Source organism: Croceicoccus sp. Ery15 (assembly GCF_020985305.1).
Taxonomy (GTDB): Bacteria; Pseudomonadota; Alphaproteobacteria; order Sphingomonadales; family Sphingomonadaceae; genus Croceicoccus.
This window is the reverse complement of sequence record NZ_CP087588.1, coordinates 1,620,222-1,635,219: the sequence shown is the minus strand read 5'-3', so window position 1 is coordinate 1,635,219 and position 14,998 is coordinate 1,620,222. Positions and strand designations below refer to the sequence as shown.

The following is a 14,998-nucleotide window of genomic DNA, read 5'->3' as shown; positions in this document are numbered from 1 at the left end:
CATCCATGTGAAATTGTTCTTTTTTGTGCGCAAAAATGGCCAGCTGGCCGCGCAAAAAAAAGGAAATGAAGCTTACAACTTCCTCAGAGGTGTGGTCACGCTTCTAGCTCATTTCAACCCCACCACGTCAGTTTTTTGGCGGCATCGTTTCGCTCGCCGCGGCCTTTTCGGGCTCATTTCTGAGGTGTCAGGCGTGGCTTGAGGATTTCTCCTGACGGTGTTGTGGCGCTCTGTCGGGTGCTGGCTTTTGTTGCGCTTTGTTGTCTCTTGCTGTTTTCGTATGCGTATTATAGAGTGGTCCTGCGGCTTATAGCGTTTGTGTTTCTACTGTTTTCCATACAGCAGGGAGGTGCTTTTGCAGCTCACGCTGACGGCAAGATGTATTTTCGCATACGAAAACCCTTCGGCCCTGACAGCCTCGGGCTTTCTGGCGAAAAGACTCAGATGGCATTCGACCACCCCTCTGGGGGGTCTCAAGCCGAGCTGTCATCTTGCGCTTGCAGCGGGCTTGAAAGGCAGCCCAGGCACCTTGTGAAACGGCACTGGAGGTGGCCCCATGGCGCGACCGAGAAAGGCTCCGGAAGACCAGCGCACCCGCGTCCTCAGCGTGCGGCTGACCGCTGACGAATATGCCCGCGTCGAGGCCATGGCGCGCGATGCTGGAATGCTGGCTGGCCCCTATGCCCGTGCCACCATTCTGGACAAGCGTCCGCGCTCCAAACCCGTCACCAATCTGGTCTTCGAGAAGCTGCTCTATGAGCTCTCATCCATCGCCACGAACTTTCGCCAGCTTCACGATGCGACTGGCGACGAACGCTACCTGAAAATGGCGCGGTATGTGGGCGGGCATATGGTGGAAAAGCTGCTTGGCCGAAACGACATGATTGGCCTGATTGAGGAGCAACTGGAACCGCTCAACGGTGCTGGCCATGCCATCAACGGGCTCGCCCGCCGCGCCAACTCAGGTGCTGCCCTTGACCCCGAAGATCGCAAGTGGGCGATACAAGGTTTGAAGCTCGCCCTGGCACCGCTGGAGGACGCGCTGGGTGAGGGCAGCAAGGAGTAGGGGGCGGGCATGCGGTTCAAGATTCCAGCCAAGCAGCCTGCCGCCTTCAAGTCATCGGCGCTGTATCTGGCAGGCCGTACCAAAGGGCTGTCCACCGATCGTGTGGCGTGGATGGAAGCCCGCAACCTTGAAACCACTGATCCGCTGGCCACGTCCGCCATCATGGAAGCCACGGCTGCCCAGAACCTGCGCTGTAGGAAACCCGTCTATCATTTCGTCCTGTCCTTCGATCCGAAGGACGCGCAGCGGGGCAAATTACCGCCCGAGGTGCTGCGCGAGATCGCATCCGAAGCCATCGAACGTATGGGGCTGACCGAGCATCAGATGCTTGTCTATGCCCATAAGGATACCAAGCATCCGCACATGCACTTCCTGATCAACAGGGTGCATCCGGCCACCGGCAGAGCGTTCGACCGGCACAATGATGGACGCCGTCTTACGGAACTGTGTCGAGAGATTGCCCGCGAGCGTGAGCTCAACATTCCCCGCGATAAAGAACGCGAACGAATTAGAATGGGCGAGCTCGAGAAGGTGGACGACTTCGACCTGGTCGAAAGCCTCGATACCCCAACAGAGGGCGAATACTGGCAGGCCAAGCGCGAGGAGCGTGAACCCCAGATTGCAATGGGCAAGGGCGAGGTCAAAGCCCTTCGCGAGAAGGTGCAAGTGCACTTCTACAACGCAACAGACTGGCATGACCTGACCGCGCGGCTGGGGGCTCAGGGCGTATTCTTACAGCGCAAGGGGCAGGGGCTTGTGCTCGCCAAAGGCGAACGCTTCGCCAAGCTGTCCCAGATGGGTAAGGGTGTGCGGCTGACAGAGCTGGAGGATCGCTTCGGCGAGCGGTTCGACGTGTTCATGGCCGAACGCATGAAAGACCTCGCGCGGGATGACGCGCCCGAGGCGCAGATCCCAGGCTATGAAGAAATGACGCCTGCCGAGCAGCGTCGTGCAAAAAGACTTCGCGAAGCTCAGCTCGCCGTCGAGCGGAAGAACACCGACGCCGTGCTGGAAGTGGATGCCGCTGATCTAGACTATCACTACTGGAAGGGCGTGGAGGCGGTGTACCGTGCGGGCGAACGTCGCATCTCGCGGCTGGAGCGTGACCGCGCTTGGCTGAAGGGCACGGAGCGCAACTACGTGTTGCGCGAGCGGGCCTCTGCGGAGACCTATAAACAGGCGATGTTCGACATTTTCCGAAACCCCGCAGAAGCGACCAAACGCTGGCGAAAACTGGAAAAGACCTTCGGCATTGCCGACGCCGAGCGCATGGTGAAGGAAAAACCCAATCTTCTGGGGCGCATGCACGGCAATAGTGCTTTCGGCAAAGAAACCCCCGCTCGGCGAAGGGCCAAGCGTGCATTTCGCTATCTTGATGTGAAACGTCGCCGCTGGCGCGAGCAGAAGCTTAAACTTGCCCACCATCGAGACCGCATCGAGGCCAACCGCCGGGCCTTGCGGATCGCGCTGAATGACTTCGCCATGATGCGCTTGCGAGCCGACGTGCCTTTCGAATTGCGCGAAATCATGAAAGAAAAGGCTATGCGCCGCGCCAAGGCGCTGACCCGTGCCACCGATAAGGCCATCCTCGCCAGCAACCTTGCCGAAGATCGCAAGATGGAGCTGCTTCGCGCCCGCCGCATCTACATGGAGCGCAAGCGGGAACGCGAGCGGGATCGAGACTACAACCGCACTCAGGGCCTCGACTATCTGGACTGGTAGGAGGTGTGATCAGCCAACCCGGCAATAAGGTCGCGTGACAAAATAGATGACAGCAATCTGAAATTGTGGAAAAATTTCGCGCAAATATGCAAAATAAAATCAAAAACAGGGGGCGCGATGAAACCATCTCGACTTACTAAATCAATGCCAGCAATTTCAATAATGCTCACTGCCTGCGTGCTTTCGGGCTGCAACAGCACCTCGTTCTCATCAGGTTTGCAATCAATGACGAGCAGCATTGAGGGCTTTTCTGAGCGCGTACGTAGCCAAAATACGATTGTGAACACCAGTAAGGTCGATGCAGCCGGTTCTCACCAAGTTGGTCAGGTCGCTATTTCCGCCTCAGTCCCGCAAGTCCTAACCCCAACCCAATTAGCGGACGTCCGCTCAGCCCAGAAATACAAATATATTCAAGCGCATGACGCGGGGGATATTCCTGAACGCACCAGATGGGCAAAGGTCTCTGCGGAATTTGAAGATGAGTTTAGCGTGCTGAATGAGGTGATCGTCTTTAAGGTCCAGAACGATAGCCGCCAAGATGTTGACGCGAGCGCCGCTAAGGTGCTGCTTGTCACGAAGGCCGGGGCCCGAGTGGACTATGCCACTTTCAGTTCCGACGCCCTTGAGCTGCTCAACGACGAAGCGTTTCTGCTAGATCGAGAGAGTTCGCAGCGCATCACATACACTAGCGGCAAATTGGGGAGCGTTCCGGCGCTGAGCACTCGCCACTTTGGTGTGATCGTGCCGCACATGAATGCAGGGGAGTATGAGGCCAGTGTGTCGAATTTTCCTGGCGCGAAGCGTGCGCTCAGCTTTGACCTCATTAAGCGCTGATTACTGTGAGGCGCGCTTTTTCAGCCGACGCTCCCACCAGTCGAAATAGCGGATTTTGCGGGCGCGGAAGGCCGGGAAGCCTTGAACGAACACCAGCTGCTCTTTGGCTTTCATGGTCAGTATCTCGCCCGTCGTCATCAGCTGGCGCGCGCCTTCGAATGCGCCCGAATGGAAAGAACCAGCGACGAGATTGAAGGGCAGCGGTGAGCTCTGGCCTTCTGAGTGCATCCGCACCGTTGCTGTGCCCAGCATGTCCGAAAGCAGCTTTGCGGTTTCGGGGTCTTGCACGTTGAATGCCTGACGCACCGCGCAGTTTGCGATCATAGAACGTGCTTTCGGATAGGTTTTCTGGAGCTGATCCAAGTCTTGCACGAATAGCCACAGCTTCGCGCCGTATCCAGCCAGATAACCGATGCCCTCTTCGATCGGGCGCATGTAGCCAAGGGCTGGCAGCTCATCGAGCATGAAAAGCACTGGTTGCGCAGGCTTGGCCATATTCCGCGTCATCGCCACGGTGGCCAGGCCGGTCATCAGCCGCAGGAAGGGGCGGTAGGCTTCGAGATATTCCGGCGGCACGATGATGAACACCGAGGCCACTTCTTCCTTCAGGCGCTCAAAGCTGAAGGACGAGCGTTCCGTTACCGCTCGCAGTTCTGGGCTTTCAAAAAGCTCCGTCGCCCCTTGTGCAGTTGAGATGACCGCCGAGCGTTCTTTTGGTTCCTTCTGGCCGAACCCGCGCGCAATGCGCGCGACGTTCTCTTGATGGCTGACCGCCATCTTGGCCAGTAGCAATTCGAATTCCTCGCTGTCCTGCATGAGCAGGTCGCGCAGTGTGCCGAGGTTTTGCTCCAGCAAATCCCAATGGTGGCGGATATAGAGCAGTAGGCCCGTGATAAGTGTTCGCGCTTCGCGCTCCCAGTGGTTTGGCTGGGCATGTTCTGGCACCACCAGCATTTCCGCGACCAGGCGCGCATCATCGACCTCATAGGCGGTGGCAATACGGATGAAGTCGAGCGGGTTGAATGTCGCACGGTTGGCTTTCGCACCGCCGAGCGGTGCCAGCTCATAAACCGGACCGAGAATTGCGCGGTAGGCGCGAGCAATGTCGCTGTTCTCGCCCTTGATGTCCGTCACAACCACCGAGCCGGGGTAGTCGAGCAAATTGGGAATGACGCAGCCGACACCCTTACCGCTCCGTGTCGGTGCGAAAGTCAGAAGGTGGCCTTCACCGCGATAGCGCAGCATCCGGCCATGCTTACGGCCTAGGATAAGGCCTCTGCTCGTGAGCAGCTTACCCTTTCGAGCATCAGCAAGCCCCGCAAAGCGAGCCGAACCATGCGTGTCCGGCTTATAGAATATCGTCGTTGCCGTGCTCTTGGCCAGATAGCCTGCTATCCCGAGAACGGCGGCCATGATGCCCCCAACCCACGCAGGTGGGGCGAAAAGGGCATACCCCACCAATGCGCCGACAATCGGCAGAAATTTCCAGCTAAGGGTCAGGGTCGCGTAAAGCGACAGGAACAGGGTGCGTATGAAGCCCATGGCAAAAGCCTCCAGATTGTTGTTTCTGAAGACTTCTGCACCGCAACCCGAACCGGAAAACTGGACGGAACCAGCCAGACTGACTGGTTGCTGTCCATAATGTCTATCCTGTCCAGAGTAGCTCCGAGACGCCGCAATTCAAAAATCTGTAGAGCAACCTACAGAAAATTTTCTTGACGTAGCGAGTTCTGCATGATTTTATGTAGGAGAACCTACAGAGGAAAATGTTCGTGAAGCTCGAGTCGATTTGTGATATACAGATGGGGTACACCGCCAAGCGCGGCCTTCAGGCTGTTGAGGTTGGCGGTGTGCCAATCATCCAGCTTCGCGACTTCGCTGACGACGGCACGATTGACCCAGAGGCGCTTATGGCGATTCAGGTTGAGGATGCGGATGATCGCTACTTGGTTGGCGCAGGAGATGTGCTGTTCCGATCACGTGGGACGCGCAACACTGCTACGGCTCTTGGATCGGAATTTAAATGGAAGGCCTTGGCGGTTCTGCCCGTCGTTGTGCTGCGCGCCAATAGGGAAACGGTTCTCCCCGAGTACCTTGCGTGGGCGCTGAATCAGCCAGGTGCGCAACGATACTTCGATACTGAAGCTCAAGGCACAAGCATGCGAATGATTTCAAAGTCATCGCTTGCCAGCTTTGAACTGGCCCTGCCGGACTTGGCTATGCAGCAGAGCGTTGTCTCGGCGTCGGCGCTCGCAGAAGAAGAGCGCCGACTTATGATGGAATTGTCAGACAAGCGCTATGCGCTAGCGAGCGCGTATCTGGCACAAGCTACAAAAACTAACATGAAAAAGACCCATGGAGGGAACAATGGCAACTGATCAAACAACTCAGCAGCAAGTCAACCAAACGGCTTGGTCAGCGTGCGATACCTTCCGGGGTGTTGTCGATGCTGGCCAATATAAAGACTACATCCTCGTGATGTTGTTCTTGAAATATATTTCCGACCTCTGGAACGATCACATCGAAACATACAAGAAGCAATACGGCGACGATGATGCCCGAATTCGGCGTCGTCTTGAACGCGAGCGCTTCGTGCTTCCGGAAGGGGCTAGCTTCTATGACCTATATGAAAAGCGCAACGAGCCCAACATTGGTGAGCTGATCAACATTGCGCTGGAGAAAATTGAGGACGCCAACCGCGCCAAACTCGAAGGTGTGTTCCGCAATATCGACTTCAACTCGGAGGCCAATCTCGGTCGCGTCAAGGATCGTAATCGCCGTCTGAAAAACGTGTTGGAGGACTTTGCTAAGCCTGCTCTTGATCTACGGCCGTCGCGCGTCACCGAAGACATTATCGGTGAATGTTACATCTACCTCATTTCACGTTTTGCCTCGGATGCTGGCAAGAAAGCCGGTGAATTTTACACGCCTACTGCCGTTTCAAGCCTGCTCGCAAAGTTGGCTGCGCCTAAAGCCGGGGATACGATCTGCGACCCAGCTTGTGGGTCAGGTTCATTGCTCATACGCGCCGCTGAGGAAGTGGGTTCAGATAACTTCGCGCTCTATGGCCAAGAGGTCAATGGTGCAACGTGGGCACTCGCCCGCATGAACATGTTCCTACATTCCAAGGATGCGGCCCGCATCGAATGGTGCGACACGCTCAACAGCCCTGCGCTTATTGAGGGTGACCACTTGATGAAGTTCGACGTTGTGGTGGCGAACCCGCCATTCAGTCTCGACAAGTGGGGCGCGGAAGATGCGCCTAACGACCAATATAATCGCTACTGGCGTGGTATCCCGCCCAAGTCGAAGGGCGACTATGCGTTTATCACGCACATGATCGAGATCGCCAAGCGCCAAAGCGGCCGCGTTGCGGTGATTGTGCCTCACGGTGTTCTTTTCCGCGGAGGTGCGGAGGGTAAAATCCGTCAGGCATTGATTGAAGAAAATCTGCTTGATGCAGTTGTCGGTTTGCCTGCCAACCTGTTCACAACCACCGGCATTCCAGTGGCCATTCTCATCTTCGATCGCTCCCGTGAGGAAGGCGGTGCGAATGAGGCCCGTGAGGACGTGCTTTTCATCGATGCCAGCAAGGAGTTCACGCCTGGAAAAACCCAGAACGTGATGGATGAAAATCACGCCAAAAAGATCCTTGAGACGTATGCCGACCGCGCTGAGGTCGAAAAATACTCTCATCTCGCCTCATTCGACGAGATCAAGGAGAACGACTTCAACCTGAATATCCCGCGCTATGTGGATACGTTTGAGCCCGAAGAGGAAATCGACGTTGCCGCGCTGCAAAAGGACATCAACCGCATTGAGGGCGAGCTCATTGACGTGCGCGCCAAAATGGCCGGCTACTTGAAGGAGCTAGGTGTCGATGTCTAAGGGCGAGCTCATTCTCTACAGAACGGAAGATGGCACTACAACCATTGGCCTTCGGGCAGTGGACGGTACTGTCTGGCTGACCCAGCTGGAGATGGCGGAGCTATTTGATACGACCAAGCAGAACGTCAGCCTTCACATCAACAACATCCTTTCTGAAGGGGAGCTGGCTGAGGATTCAGTTGTCAAGGATTCCTTGACCACTGCTGCTGACGGCAAGGATTACCGGACTAAAGTCTACAACCTAGAGGCAATCTTGGCGGTCGGCTATCGTGTCCGTTCACCTCGCGGCACGCAGTTTCGCCGGTGGGCAACAACCGTCTTGCGTGAGTTCCTCGTCAAGGGGTTTGCCATGGACGATGAGCGCCTAAAGCAAGCCGAGCAGTGGGACTATTTTGACGAATGGCTTGCGCGCATTCGCGATATTCGCGCGTCCGAGAAACGCTTCTATCAAAAGGTGCGCGATCTTTACGCTACCGCCATCGATTATGACAAAACGTCTGAACAGGCTCAAGCCTTCTTCAAGAAGGTGCAGAATAAGATGCTCTGGGCGGTCACTGGGAAGACCGCAGCAGAATTGATTGAAGCCCGCAGTGACCCGAAAGCACCCAACATGGGGCTGACAAGCTGGAAGGGGGCAATCGTTCGCAAGGGCGATGTCGGCACTGCCAAGAACTACCTGAAATCTGAGGAGGTCGAAGAGCTCAACCGCATCGTGGTGATGTATCTCGATTATGCAGAAGATCAGGCAAAGCGACGCCGCCCCGTCACCATGGCGGATTGGGCGGATAAGCTCGACGCATTTCTATCGTTCAATGACCGAGATGTGCTCACCCATGCGGGCAAGCTCCAGGCGACAGTCGCACAAAAATTGGCTGCGGAACGCTTTGAGGTTTTCGACGCACAACGCAAAGGGGCTGAGGCGCTTGCCGCCGACGAAGCCGATATTGCTGAATTGGAACACATGGAAAAAGCCGCCAAAGAGCGGAAAAAAGGGGGCGGCGATGATTGAAGGCTGGAAGCGGACGTCAATTGGTGAAATTGGCCACGTGGTAACTGGCACTACTCCGCCAACCATCAATTCGGAGTACTATGGAGGGGACATACCGTTTGTTGCGCCAGGCGACCTTGGGAAAAATCTGTTCGTCAATTTTACGGAGCGGACGCTTACGGCCGAAGGCTTAGCCAAAGCTAAAGCGCTCCCTGCGGGCGCAGTACTTTTCACCTGCATAGGCGCAACCATTGGAAAATCTGCCATTGCCGGTCGAGAGCTGGCAACCAACCAACAAGTCAATGCTGTCATATGCAGTCCTCAAAAGGCAGATAGCACGTTCGTTTATTATCTGCTCAATATGCGTGCAGAGCAGATTAAGCGACTGGCTGGCGCTCAGGCCGTACCCATCGTTAACAAGTCTACCTTTGAGGACGTGACGGCGCCTTTCCCCCCCCTTTCTGAGCAGCGCAAGATCGCCGAAATCCTGCGGACATGGGACGAGGCCATCGAGAATTTGGAGGCGCTTCGTGAAGCTATCATCAAACGTCGAGTATGGTTCCGCAGTAGTGTTTTAAGTGGCTGCGTCAGATTGCCTGGCTTTGCTGATGAATGGCAAGAAGTTCAGCTAGGCGACGTCCTCTACGAGCATGGTACAAGCAGCAATGGTAACGACGAAGTTTACTCAGTCTCTGTTCACAAAGGACTCATCAACCAGATTGAGCACCTAGGCCGTTCTTTCGCGGCTGCAAACACCGATCACTATAACCGAGTACTGCCGGGTGACATTGTCTACACCAAAAGTCCAACGGGAGACTTCCCACTTGGTATTATCAAGCAAAGCAAGATCGATAAGGCTGTCATTGTCTCGCCACTCTACGGAGTTTTCACCCCTGAAACTCCGGCTTTGGGCGTGATCCTCGACGCATTTTTCGAGTCCCCCGTTACTGTACGAAACTACCTACATCCCTTGGTGCAAAAGGGCGCGAAGAACACCATCGCTATTACAAATAAGCGCTTTCTCGAAGGTAAGCTACACCTCCCACGAGACCCGGAAGAGCAGCAAGCGCTAGCGGCGGTCATTGAAGCTGACCAGCAATTGGTTCGAGGTGTCGAGGCAGAGATTGAGGCACTTCAACGTCAGAAACGCGGATTGATGCAGAAGCTTTTGACGGGAGAATGGCGCGTTGCACTTAATCAGGATCAAACGGAAAACATCAGAAAGGAGGCCGCTCATGGCTAATGACAAGAACTATTGGACCCAAAAGCGCCCCGACGGGAGGTGGGAAAGTAAGCGCGAAGGCGGAGAACGTGCCTCAAAAGTATCGGATACCCAGGCCGAAGCATGGGCCTACTCCAAATCCAAGGCAAAGGAGGGCGGCGGCGAAGCCTTCTTGAAAGGTCGTAACAATGAAATTCGGGAACGCAACACCTACGGCAAAGACCCGTACCCGCCAAAGGGCTGATGCATGGTAGACGTCATATCATTCGACCAAGCGATTGAAGATTCGAAGCAGTTCAAGAAGCGCCACTTGCTCCTCGGAAACGGCTTTAGCATTGCGTGTCGCCCGAAAATTTTCACCTACGGCTCTCTGTTCGAGCAGGCTGATTTTTCTGCTTCACCTCGACTTCGCGATGTGTTTGAGGCAGTGAAAAGCACTGATTTCGAACATGTCATTCGGATGCTGGAGGATGCTTCACGGGTAGTCCCTGTATATGGAGACGACCTTAGCGACGTTGCGCGAGATATGGCGTCTGATTCAGAGACTCTGAAGGACATCTTGATTAAGACAATAGCGAGCAATCATCCCAACATTCCCAACGATATTGCGGATGAACAATTTTGGGCATGTCGCAAATTTCTCGCTCATTTCTTGGCCGACCGAGAGCGCGGCGGGCAAGTATACACATTGAACTATGACCTACTTCTTTATTGGACGCTGATGCATGAAGACATGCCTTTCGGGGATCCAATACCTTTGGCCGCGAATGATGGTTTCGGAAGAGATGAAGATACTGAACCAGAATATGTAAACTGGATGGGTGAAACCAGCTCGCATGGCCAACGAGTGCATTATCTTCACGGCGCGCTACATCTCTTTGACGCAGGCTCGGAGCTCCAAAAATATACATGGATAAACACTGGAAAGCCCCTTCTTGAGCAGGCGCGCGAAGCCATGAGTGCGGCCAAATTTCCTCTGTTTGTGGCTGAGGGCAAGAGCAATCAGAAGCTCTCCAAAGTCAAACACAGTGCGTACTTACACCACTCCTACAAAAGCTTTACGTCACAGATGGCGCAACAAAAGCAGGTTCTCTTTATTTTTGGCCATAGTTTGGCTGCAAACGACCATCACGTTTTAAAGAAGATAGCGAAGGGCAAGGTGTCAAAAGTTTATGTCGGCCTCTACGGAGCTGCCGATAGTGAGAATAATAAGGCAATTATCTCGTCAGCTCAGGCGCTGGCATCAGCACGTTCGGGATCACACCCGTTAGAGGTAGCGTTCTATGACGCTGTTTCTGCTCAGGTTTGGGGGGCGGCAGCATGAATGGACAAGGATTCGACGCTGCTGAAAAGCAGCAATCACAAATCCCCGCCTTGCAAATGCTGGTGGCGCTGGGCTTCAAGCCGCTATCCCAAGCTGAAACAGTAGCGTTACGCGGAGGACGTCTGCGTAATGTGGTGCTTGACGATGTCCTTGCTGAGAGTGTGATGCGGATCAACCGCTTCACTCATCGTGGCAAGGAGTATGCTTTCGATCTTGAAGATGCTCATGAGGCCATGCGACGGCTTAAGCCCACGCCGGATCGTATGAAGGGGCTGCGCGGCACTAATCAGGACATCTACGACAGCTTGGTTCTTGGGACCACGATCACAAAGACGATTGACGGAGACTCGAAGAGCTACTCGTTCCGTTTCATCGACTGGGAAAACCCTGACAATAACACCTATCATGTGAGCGCCGAGTTCGCAGTTGAACGAACTGGTAGCACAAAGACCAAGCGCTGCGATGTCGTGGCCTTCGTAAATGGTATTCCTGTCCTCATCATCGAGAACAAGCGGCCAACCGAAAGTCTGAAAAAGGCAGGTAGCCAACTCATCGGTTATCAGAACGAAGATAATATCCCGCAACTCTTTCATTTCGCGCAATTGCTCCTGACGATGAACCGCGTTGAGGCGCGCTATGCGACAGTCGGAACGCCACAAAAGTTTTGGCAGAATTGGCGTGACGAGGAGGACAGCGACGAGGTGATAATGCCCGTCGCGAACCGACCACTCTCAGTCGTCGAGAAGGATGCCATCTTTTCCGGTGACTTCGCCGGTGCCCGTCGCTTCTTTGATGCTATGGTCTCTGAAGGCGACCGAGCAGTTTCAGAGCAAGACCGCCTTATCTATGCGCTTTGTCGCCCCGAACGCCTGCTCGACCTCATCCGCCGCTTTACTGTTTTTGATGGGGGCGTTCGAAAGGTGGCTCGCCACCAGCAATTCTTCGGCATTCGCAAAGCCGTCGACAGAGTGAAGCAGAAGGATACCGACGGAGTCCGAAAAGGCGGTGTGATCTGGCACACACAAGGTTCTGGTAAGTCATTGACTATGGTCATGCTTGGAAGGGCGCTGGCGCTGGATAAAGCTGTGCGAAATCCCCGCATCATCATCGTGACTGACCGCGACGACTTAGACAAGCAAATCAAGGGAACATTCAAATCCTGCGAGCTTGAGCCAATCCGCGCGACCAGTGGCTCGCATCTGATCGACTTGATCCGAAATAAGACACCGCTCATCACTACCATCATCAACAAGTTCGACACTGCTCTTCGCGGAAAAGAGGCAGCTGATGAGGATGAGAACATTTTTGTTCTCGTGGACGAGAGCCACCGGACTCAAACAGGTCGATATGGAGGTCACAGTCAGTTTGCGACGAAGATGCGCCGCCTTTTGCCGAAGGCATGCTACCTAGGTTTCACCGGTACGCCACTTCTTAAGAAGGACAAAAACACACTCTCGACGTTTGGTGGTCTGATCCACAAGTACGCAATCGACGAGGCTGTGGCTGATGGTGCGGTTGTGCCCCTGCTCTATGAAGGCCGCCTCGTTGAACAACAGGTCTCAGGAAACGTTATCGACCGCTGGTTCGAAAAAATCAGCGAAGGCCTCACGGAAAAGCAAAAGGCAGACTTGAAGCGCAAATTTTCGCGCATGGATGCTTTGTCAAAGACGGGGCAGGCTATCCGCGCCAAGGCCTTCGACATCTCGGAGCACTTTCGTCAGCACTGGCAAGGAACAGGTTTCAAGGCACAGCTCGTTGCGCCTTCGAAAGCGGCAGCGGTCCGCTTCAAGGAGGTATTGGATGAGATTGGCCACGTCAGCAGCGCGATCATAATCTCGCCCCCCGATGACAATGAGGGCAACGAAGAGGTCGATAAGGAATCAAAAGACCTGGTGCGCGTCTTCTGGTCGAAGATGATGGCGCAATTCAAAACCGAAGAAGAATATAACCGCCAGACAATCGACGCATTCAAGGGTTCGGGTGATCCGGAAATCCTAATCGTGGTGTCAAAGCTCCTGACCGGGTTTGATGCCCCCCGAAATACCGTGCTTTATGTGTGCAAGTCCCTGCGCGAACATAACCTTTTGCAAGCTATTGCGCGTGTCAACCGGCTCTACGAAGAGGACGGCAAAGAGAAACAGTTTGGCTTTATCATCGACTATGAAGGATTGCTGGGGGAGCTCGATCAGGCTCTCACTACATACAGCGCATTTGATGGTTACGAGTCATCCGATCTGACAGGGACTGTCCACGATGTCCGTGAAGAAATTCGGCGTTTGCCCCAGCTTCACGACCAACTTTGGGACTTGTTCAAGCCTGTGAAGAACAAGCGGGATATGGAACAGTTTGAGCAGTTCCTGGCTGACGATGCTATCCGACAGGACTTTTATGGACGACTACGTGCGTTCAGTCGCTGCCTTCATATCTCTCTATCGTCAGACAAGCTGTACGACGTGTTTGATGAGGCAAAAGTCGATAGCATGAAGCGGGACTGGAAGCAGTTTTCCGAGCTGCGGCGGTCCGTACAGCTCAGGTACCAAGAGACTGTGGATGTCAAAGAATTCGAGCCGAAGATTCAAAAGCTCCTTGATGACCATGTAATCGCCACCCCTGCCGAGACTATTATCGAGGTGGTCAACATCAACGACCCTGACGCCTTAAAGGCAGTCGTTGATGAAACTGGCGTATCAGATGCATCCAAGGCCGACCGCATCGCAAGCGCGACCCGCAAGACCGTCACCGAACGAATGGAGGAAGACCCGACCTTCTACCGGCAGTTCTCGGAGCTGCTGGAGGAGACAATTCGGGAGTACCGTGCCAAGCGAATTTCTGAGCGAGACTACCTTAGCAACATTGTCGATCTGGCGAGCAAGGTAGCTCGGAAGGATCGCGGACAAGATGTTCCTGACCCCATCAAAGGCAATGATCACGGACAAGCATTCTTCGGCATTTTGAACAGCAAACTGGCCCGTAATGATGGGGGTGCTTTGCCGCCAGATGAGGTGGCGACGATTGCGCTCAGGATCATCGAAATTATCAAGCAGCATCATATTGTGGATGTGTGGTCCAACGATGTGGCCCAAAACGAAATGCGGAACGCAATTGACGATTACTTCTTTGATGTTTTGCGAGACGAAATGGCACTCGACTTGCCGCTCCATGTGATGGACGAGCTTGAACGTAAGATCATGGATCTGGCGCGGGCTAGATTTCCAGGATGACGAATGAATTTGGTGCCATTGAATATGGCAAGCATCTCATCGACTTTTCGGTTATCCGGCGTGAACGACGCACGCTAGAAATTGCTGTTGAGCCCGATACGTCAGTCATTATCGCTGCTCCGCTCGATGCAACCAAAGCTGATATCGAGGCGAAGGTGAAGAAGCGCGCCGGCTGGATTCGAAAGCAGCAGGCATATTTCGCACAATTCCTTCCGCGAACGCCTGTTCGAAAATACGAGTCAGGTGAGACCCACCTCTACCTTGGACGCCAATATCGACTAAAGGTGCGCTTGGCCGAACATGCGTCAGTTAAGCTCGTTCGTGGCTTCATTCTTGTTGCTTCGCCTTCACCAGATCAGACCGAAATGACCCGCTCTCTTGTGGAGGAGTGGTATCGGAAACGCGCGAAAATCAAGTTTGCTGAGCGCCTAAAAATTTGTCTAGAACGGTTTCCGGAAAAGGCTGCTTTTCAGCCAAAGGAAATCATTGTCCGGAAGCTCAAGCAGCGGTGGGGTTCGATGTCCCCATCTCGTAGGCTACTGCTCAATCGCCGCTTAGTTGAAGCACCGACGGACGCCATTGACTATGTAATCACACATGAACTGTGTCATATTGCGCACCCTAATCATGGCGCAGCGTTTTTCGAGCTTTTTGGGAGTGTCATGTCGGACTGGCCGAAGCGCAAACGAAGGCTTGAGCGCGTAATGGCATAAAAAGAGCCCCGCCATCTCTG

14 protein-coding genes are annotated in these 14,998 nt (G+C 54.4%); 12 read left to right on the top strand and 2 right to left on the bottom strand.

Features of this window, described 5'->3' with window-relative positions; genetic code table 11:
* Window positions 1-7: 7 nt before the first annotated feature.
* The 3 genes from LOZ77_RS07990 to LOZ77_RS07980 all read left to right on the top strand — a co-directional run bounded on the left by LOZ77_RS07990 (window position 8) and on the right by LOZ77_RS07980 (window position 2,788).
* Window positions 8-202 (top strand): hypothetical protein, encoded by a 195-nt coding sequence (locus tag LOZ77_RS07990; protein ID WP_230281606.1) that lies wholly within the window; start codon window positions 8-10, stop codon window positions 200-202.
* A 354-nt stretch (window positions 203-556) separates the two neighbouring features.
* Window positions 557-1,066: a hypothetical protein gene (locus LOZ77_RS07985; protein ID WP_230281605.1), complete on the top strand. Its 510-nt coding sequence runs from the start codon at window positions 557-559 to the stop codon at window positions 1,064-1,066.
* 9 nt (window positions 1,067-1,075) lie between these two features.
* The gene (locus LOZ77_RS07980) at window positions 1,076-2,788 is read left to right on the top strand and encodes a relaxase/mobilization nuclease domain-containing protein (protein WP_230281604.1); all 1,713 of its coding nucleotides are present in this window, start codon (window positions 1,076-1,078) and stop codon (window positions 2,786-2,788) included.
* Here LOZ77_RS07980 and LOZ77_RS07975 read toward each other — a convergent pair.
* Window positions 2,773-3,027 carry a hypothetical protein gene (locus tag LOZ77_RS07975; RefSeq protein WP_230281603.1) on the bottom strand — a complete coding sequence of 85 codons (255 nt, stop codon included), beginning with the start codon at window positions 3,025-3,027 and terminating at the stop codon, window positions 2,773-2,775. The two genes, LOZ77_RS07980 and LOZ77_RS07975, sit on opposite strands and share 16 nt — an antisense overlap.
* Here LOZ77_RS07975 and LOZ77_RS07970 point away from each other — a divergent pair.
* A complete protein-coding gene (locus LOZ77_RS07970; RefSeq protein WP_230281602.1) occupies window positions 3,014-3,622 on the top strand; it encodes a hypothetical protein in 609 nt (202 codons plus the stop codon). The genes LOZ77_RS07975 and LOZ77_RS07970 overlap by 14 nt on opposite strands.
* Here LOZ77_RS07970 and LOZ77_RS07965 read toward each other — a convergent pair whose 3' ends face one another.
* Entirely contained in the window at window positions 3,623-5,164 is a 1,542-nt protein-coding gene (locus LOZ77_RS07965) for a type IV secretory system conjugative DNA transfer family protein (RefSeq protein WP_230281601.1), read from the bottom strand. It abuts the gene before it with no gap.
* 230 nt (window positions 5,165-5,394) lie between these two features.
* Between LOZ77_RS07965 and LOZ77_RS07960 the strand changes: the two genes are divergently transcribed.
* Genes LOZ77_RS07960 through LOZ77_RS07925 form a run of 8 tightly spaced genes read left to right on the top strand, consistent with a single transcriptional unit; the run spans window position 5,395 to window position 14,978 of the window.
* Entirely contained in the window at window positions 5,395-6,000 is a 606-nt protein-coding gene (locus LOZ77_RS07960) for a restriction endonuclease subunit S (protein WP_230281600.1), read from the top strand.
* Window positions 5,990-7,510, top strand: a complete 1,521-nt coding sequence (locus LOZ77_RS07955) for a type I restriction-modification system subunit M (RefSeq protein WP_230281599.1) — start codon at window positions 5,990-5,992, stop codon at window positions 7,508-7,510. Before LOZ77_RS07960 ends, LOZ77_RS07955 begins: the two co-directional genes overlap by 11 nt.
* Window positions 7,503-8,519: a virulence RhuM family protein gene (locus LOZ77_RS07950; RefSeq protein WP_230281598.1), complete on the top strand. Its 1,017-nt coding sequence runs from the start codon at window positions 7,503-7,505 to the stop codon at window positions 8,517-8,519. The genes LOZ77_RS07955 and LOZ77_RS07950 overlap by 8 nt, the downstream gene beginning before the upstream one ends.
* Window positions 8,512-9,741, top strand: a complete 1,230-nt coding sequence (locus tag LOZ77_RS07945; protein ID WP_230281597.1) for a restriction endonuclease subunit S — start codon at window positions 8,512-8,514, stop codon at window positions 9,739-9,741. The genes LOZ77_RS07950 and LOZ77_RS07945 overlap by 8 nt, the downstream gene beginning before the upstream one ends.
* Window positions 9,734-9,964: a DUF2188 domain-containing protein gene (locus tag LOZ77_RS07940; protein ID WP_230281596.1), complete on the top strand. Its 231-nt coding sequence runs from the start codon at window positions 9,734-9,736 to the stop codon at window positions 9,962-9,964. Before LOZ77_RS07945 ends, LOZ77_RS07940 begins: the two co-directional genes overlap by 8 nt.
* A 3-nt stretch (window positions 9,965-9,967) precedes the next feature.
* The gene (locus LOZ77_RS07935; RefSeq protein WP_230281595.1) at window positions 9,968-11,044 is read left to right on the top strand and encodes a DUF4917 family protein; all 1,077 of its coding nucleotides are present in this window, start codon (window positions 9,968-9,970) and stop codon (window positions 11,042-11,044) included.
* Window positions 11,041-14,265, top strand: a complete 3,225-nt coding sequence (locus LOZ77_RS07930) for a type I restriction endonuclease subunit R (protein ID WP_230281594.1) — start codon at window positions 11,041-11,043, stop codon at window positions 14,263-14,265. The genes LOZ77_RS07935 and LOZ77_RS07930 overlap by 4 nt, the downstream gene beginning before the upstream one ends.
* Window positions 14,262-14,978, top strand: a complete 717-nt coding sequence (locus tag LOZ77_RS07925; protein ID WP_230281593.1) for a M48 family metallopeptidase — start codon at window positions 14,262-14,264, stop codon at window positions 14,976-14,978. Before LOZ77_RS07930 ends, LOZ77_RS07925 begins: the two co-directional genes overlap by 4 nt.
* Window positions 14,979-14,998: the final 20 nt, after the last annotated feature.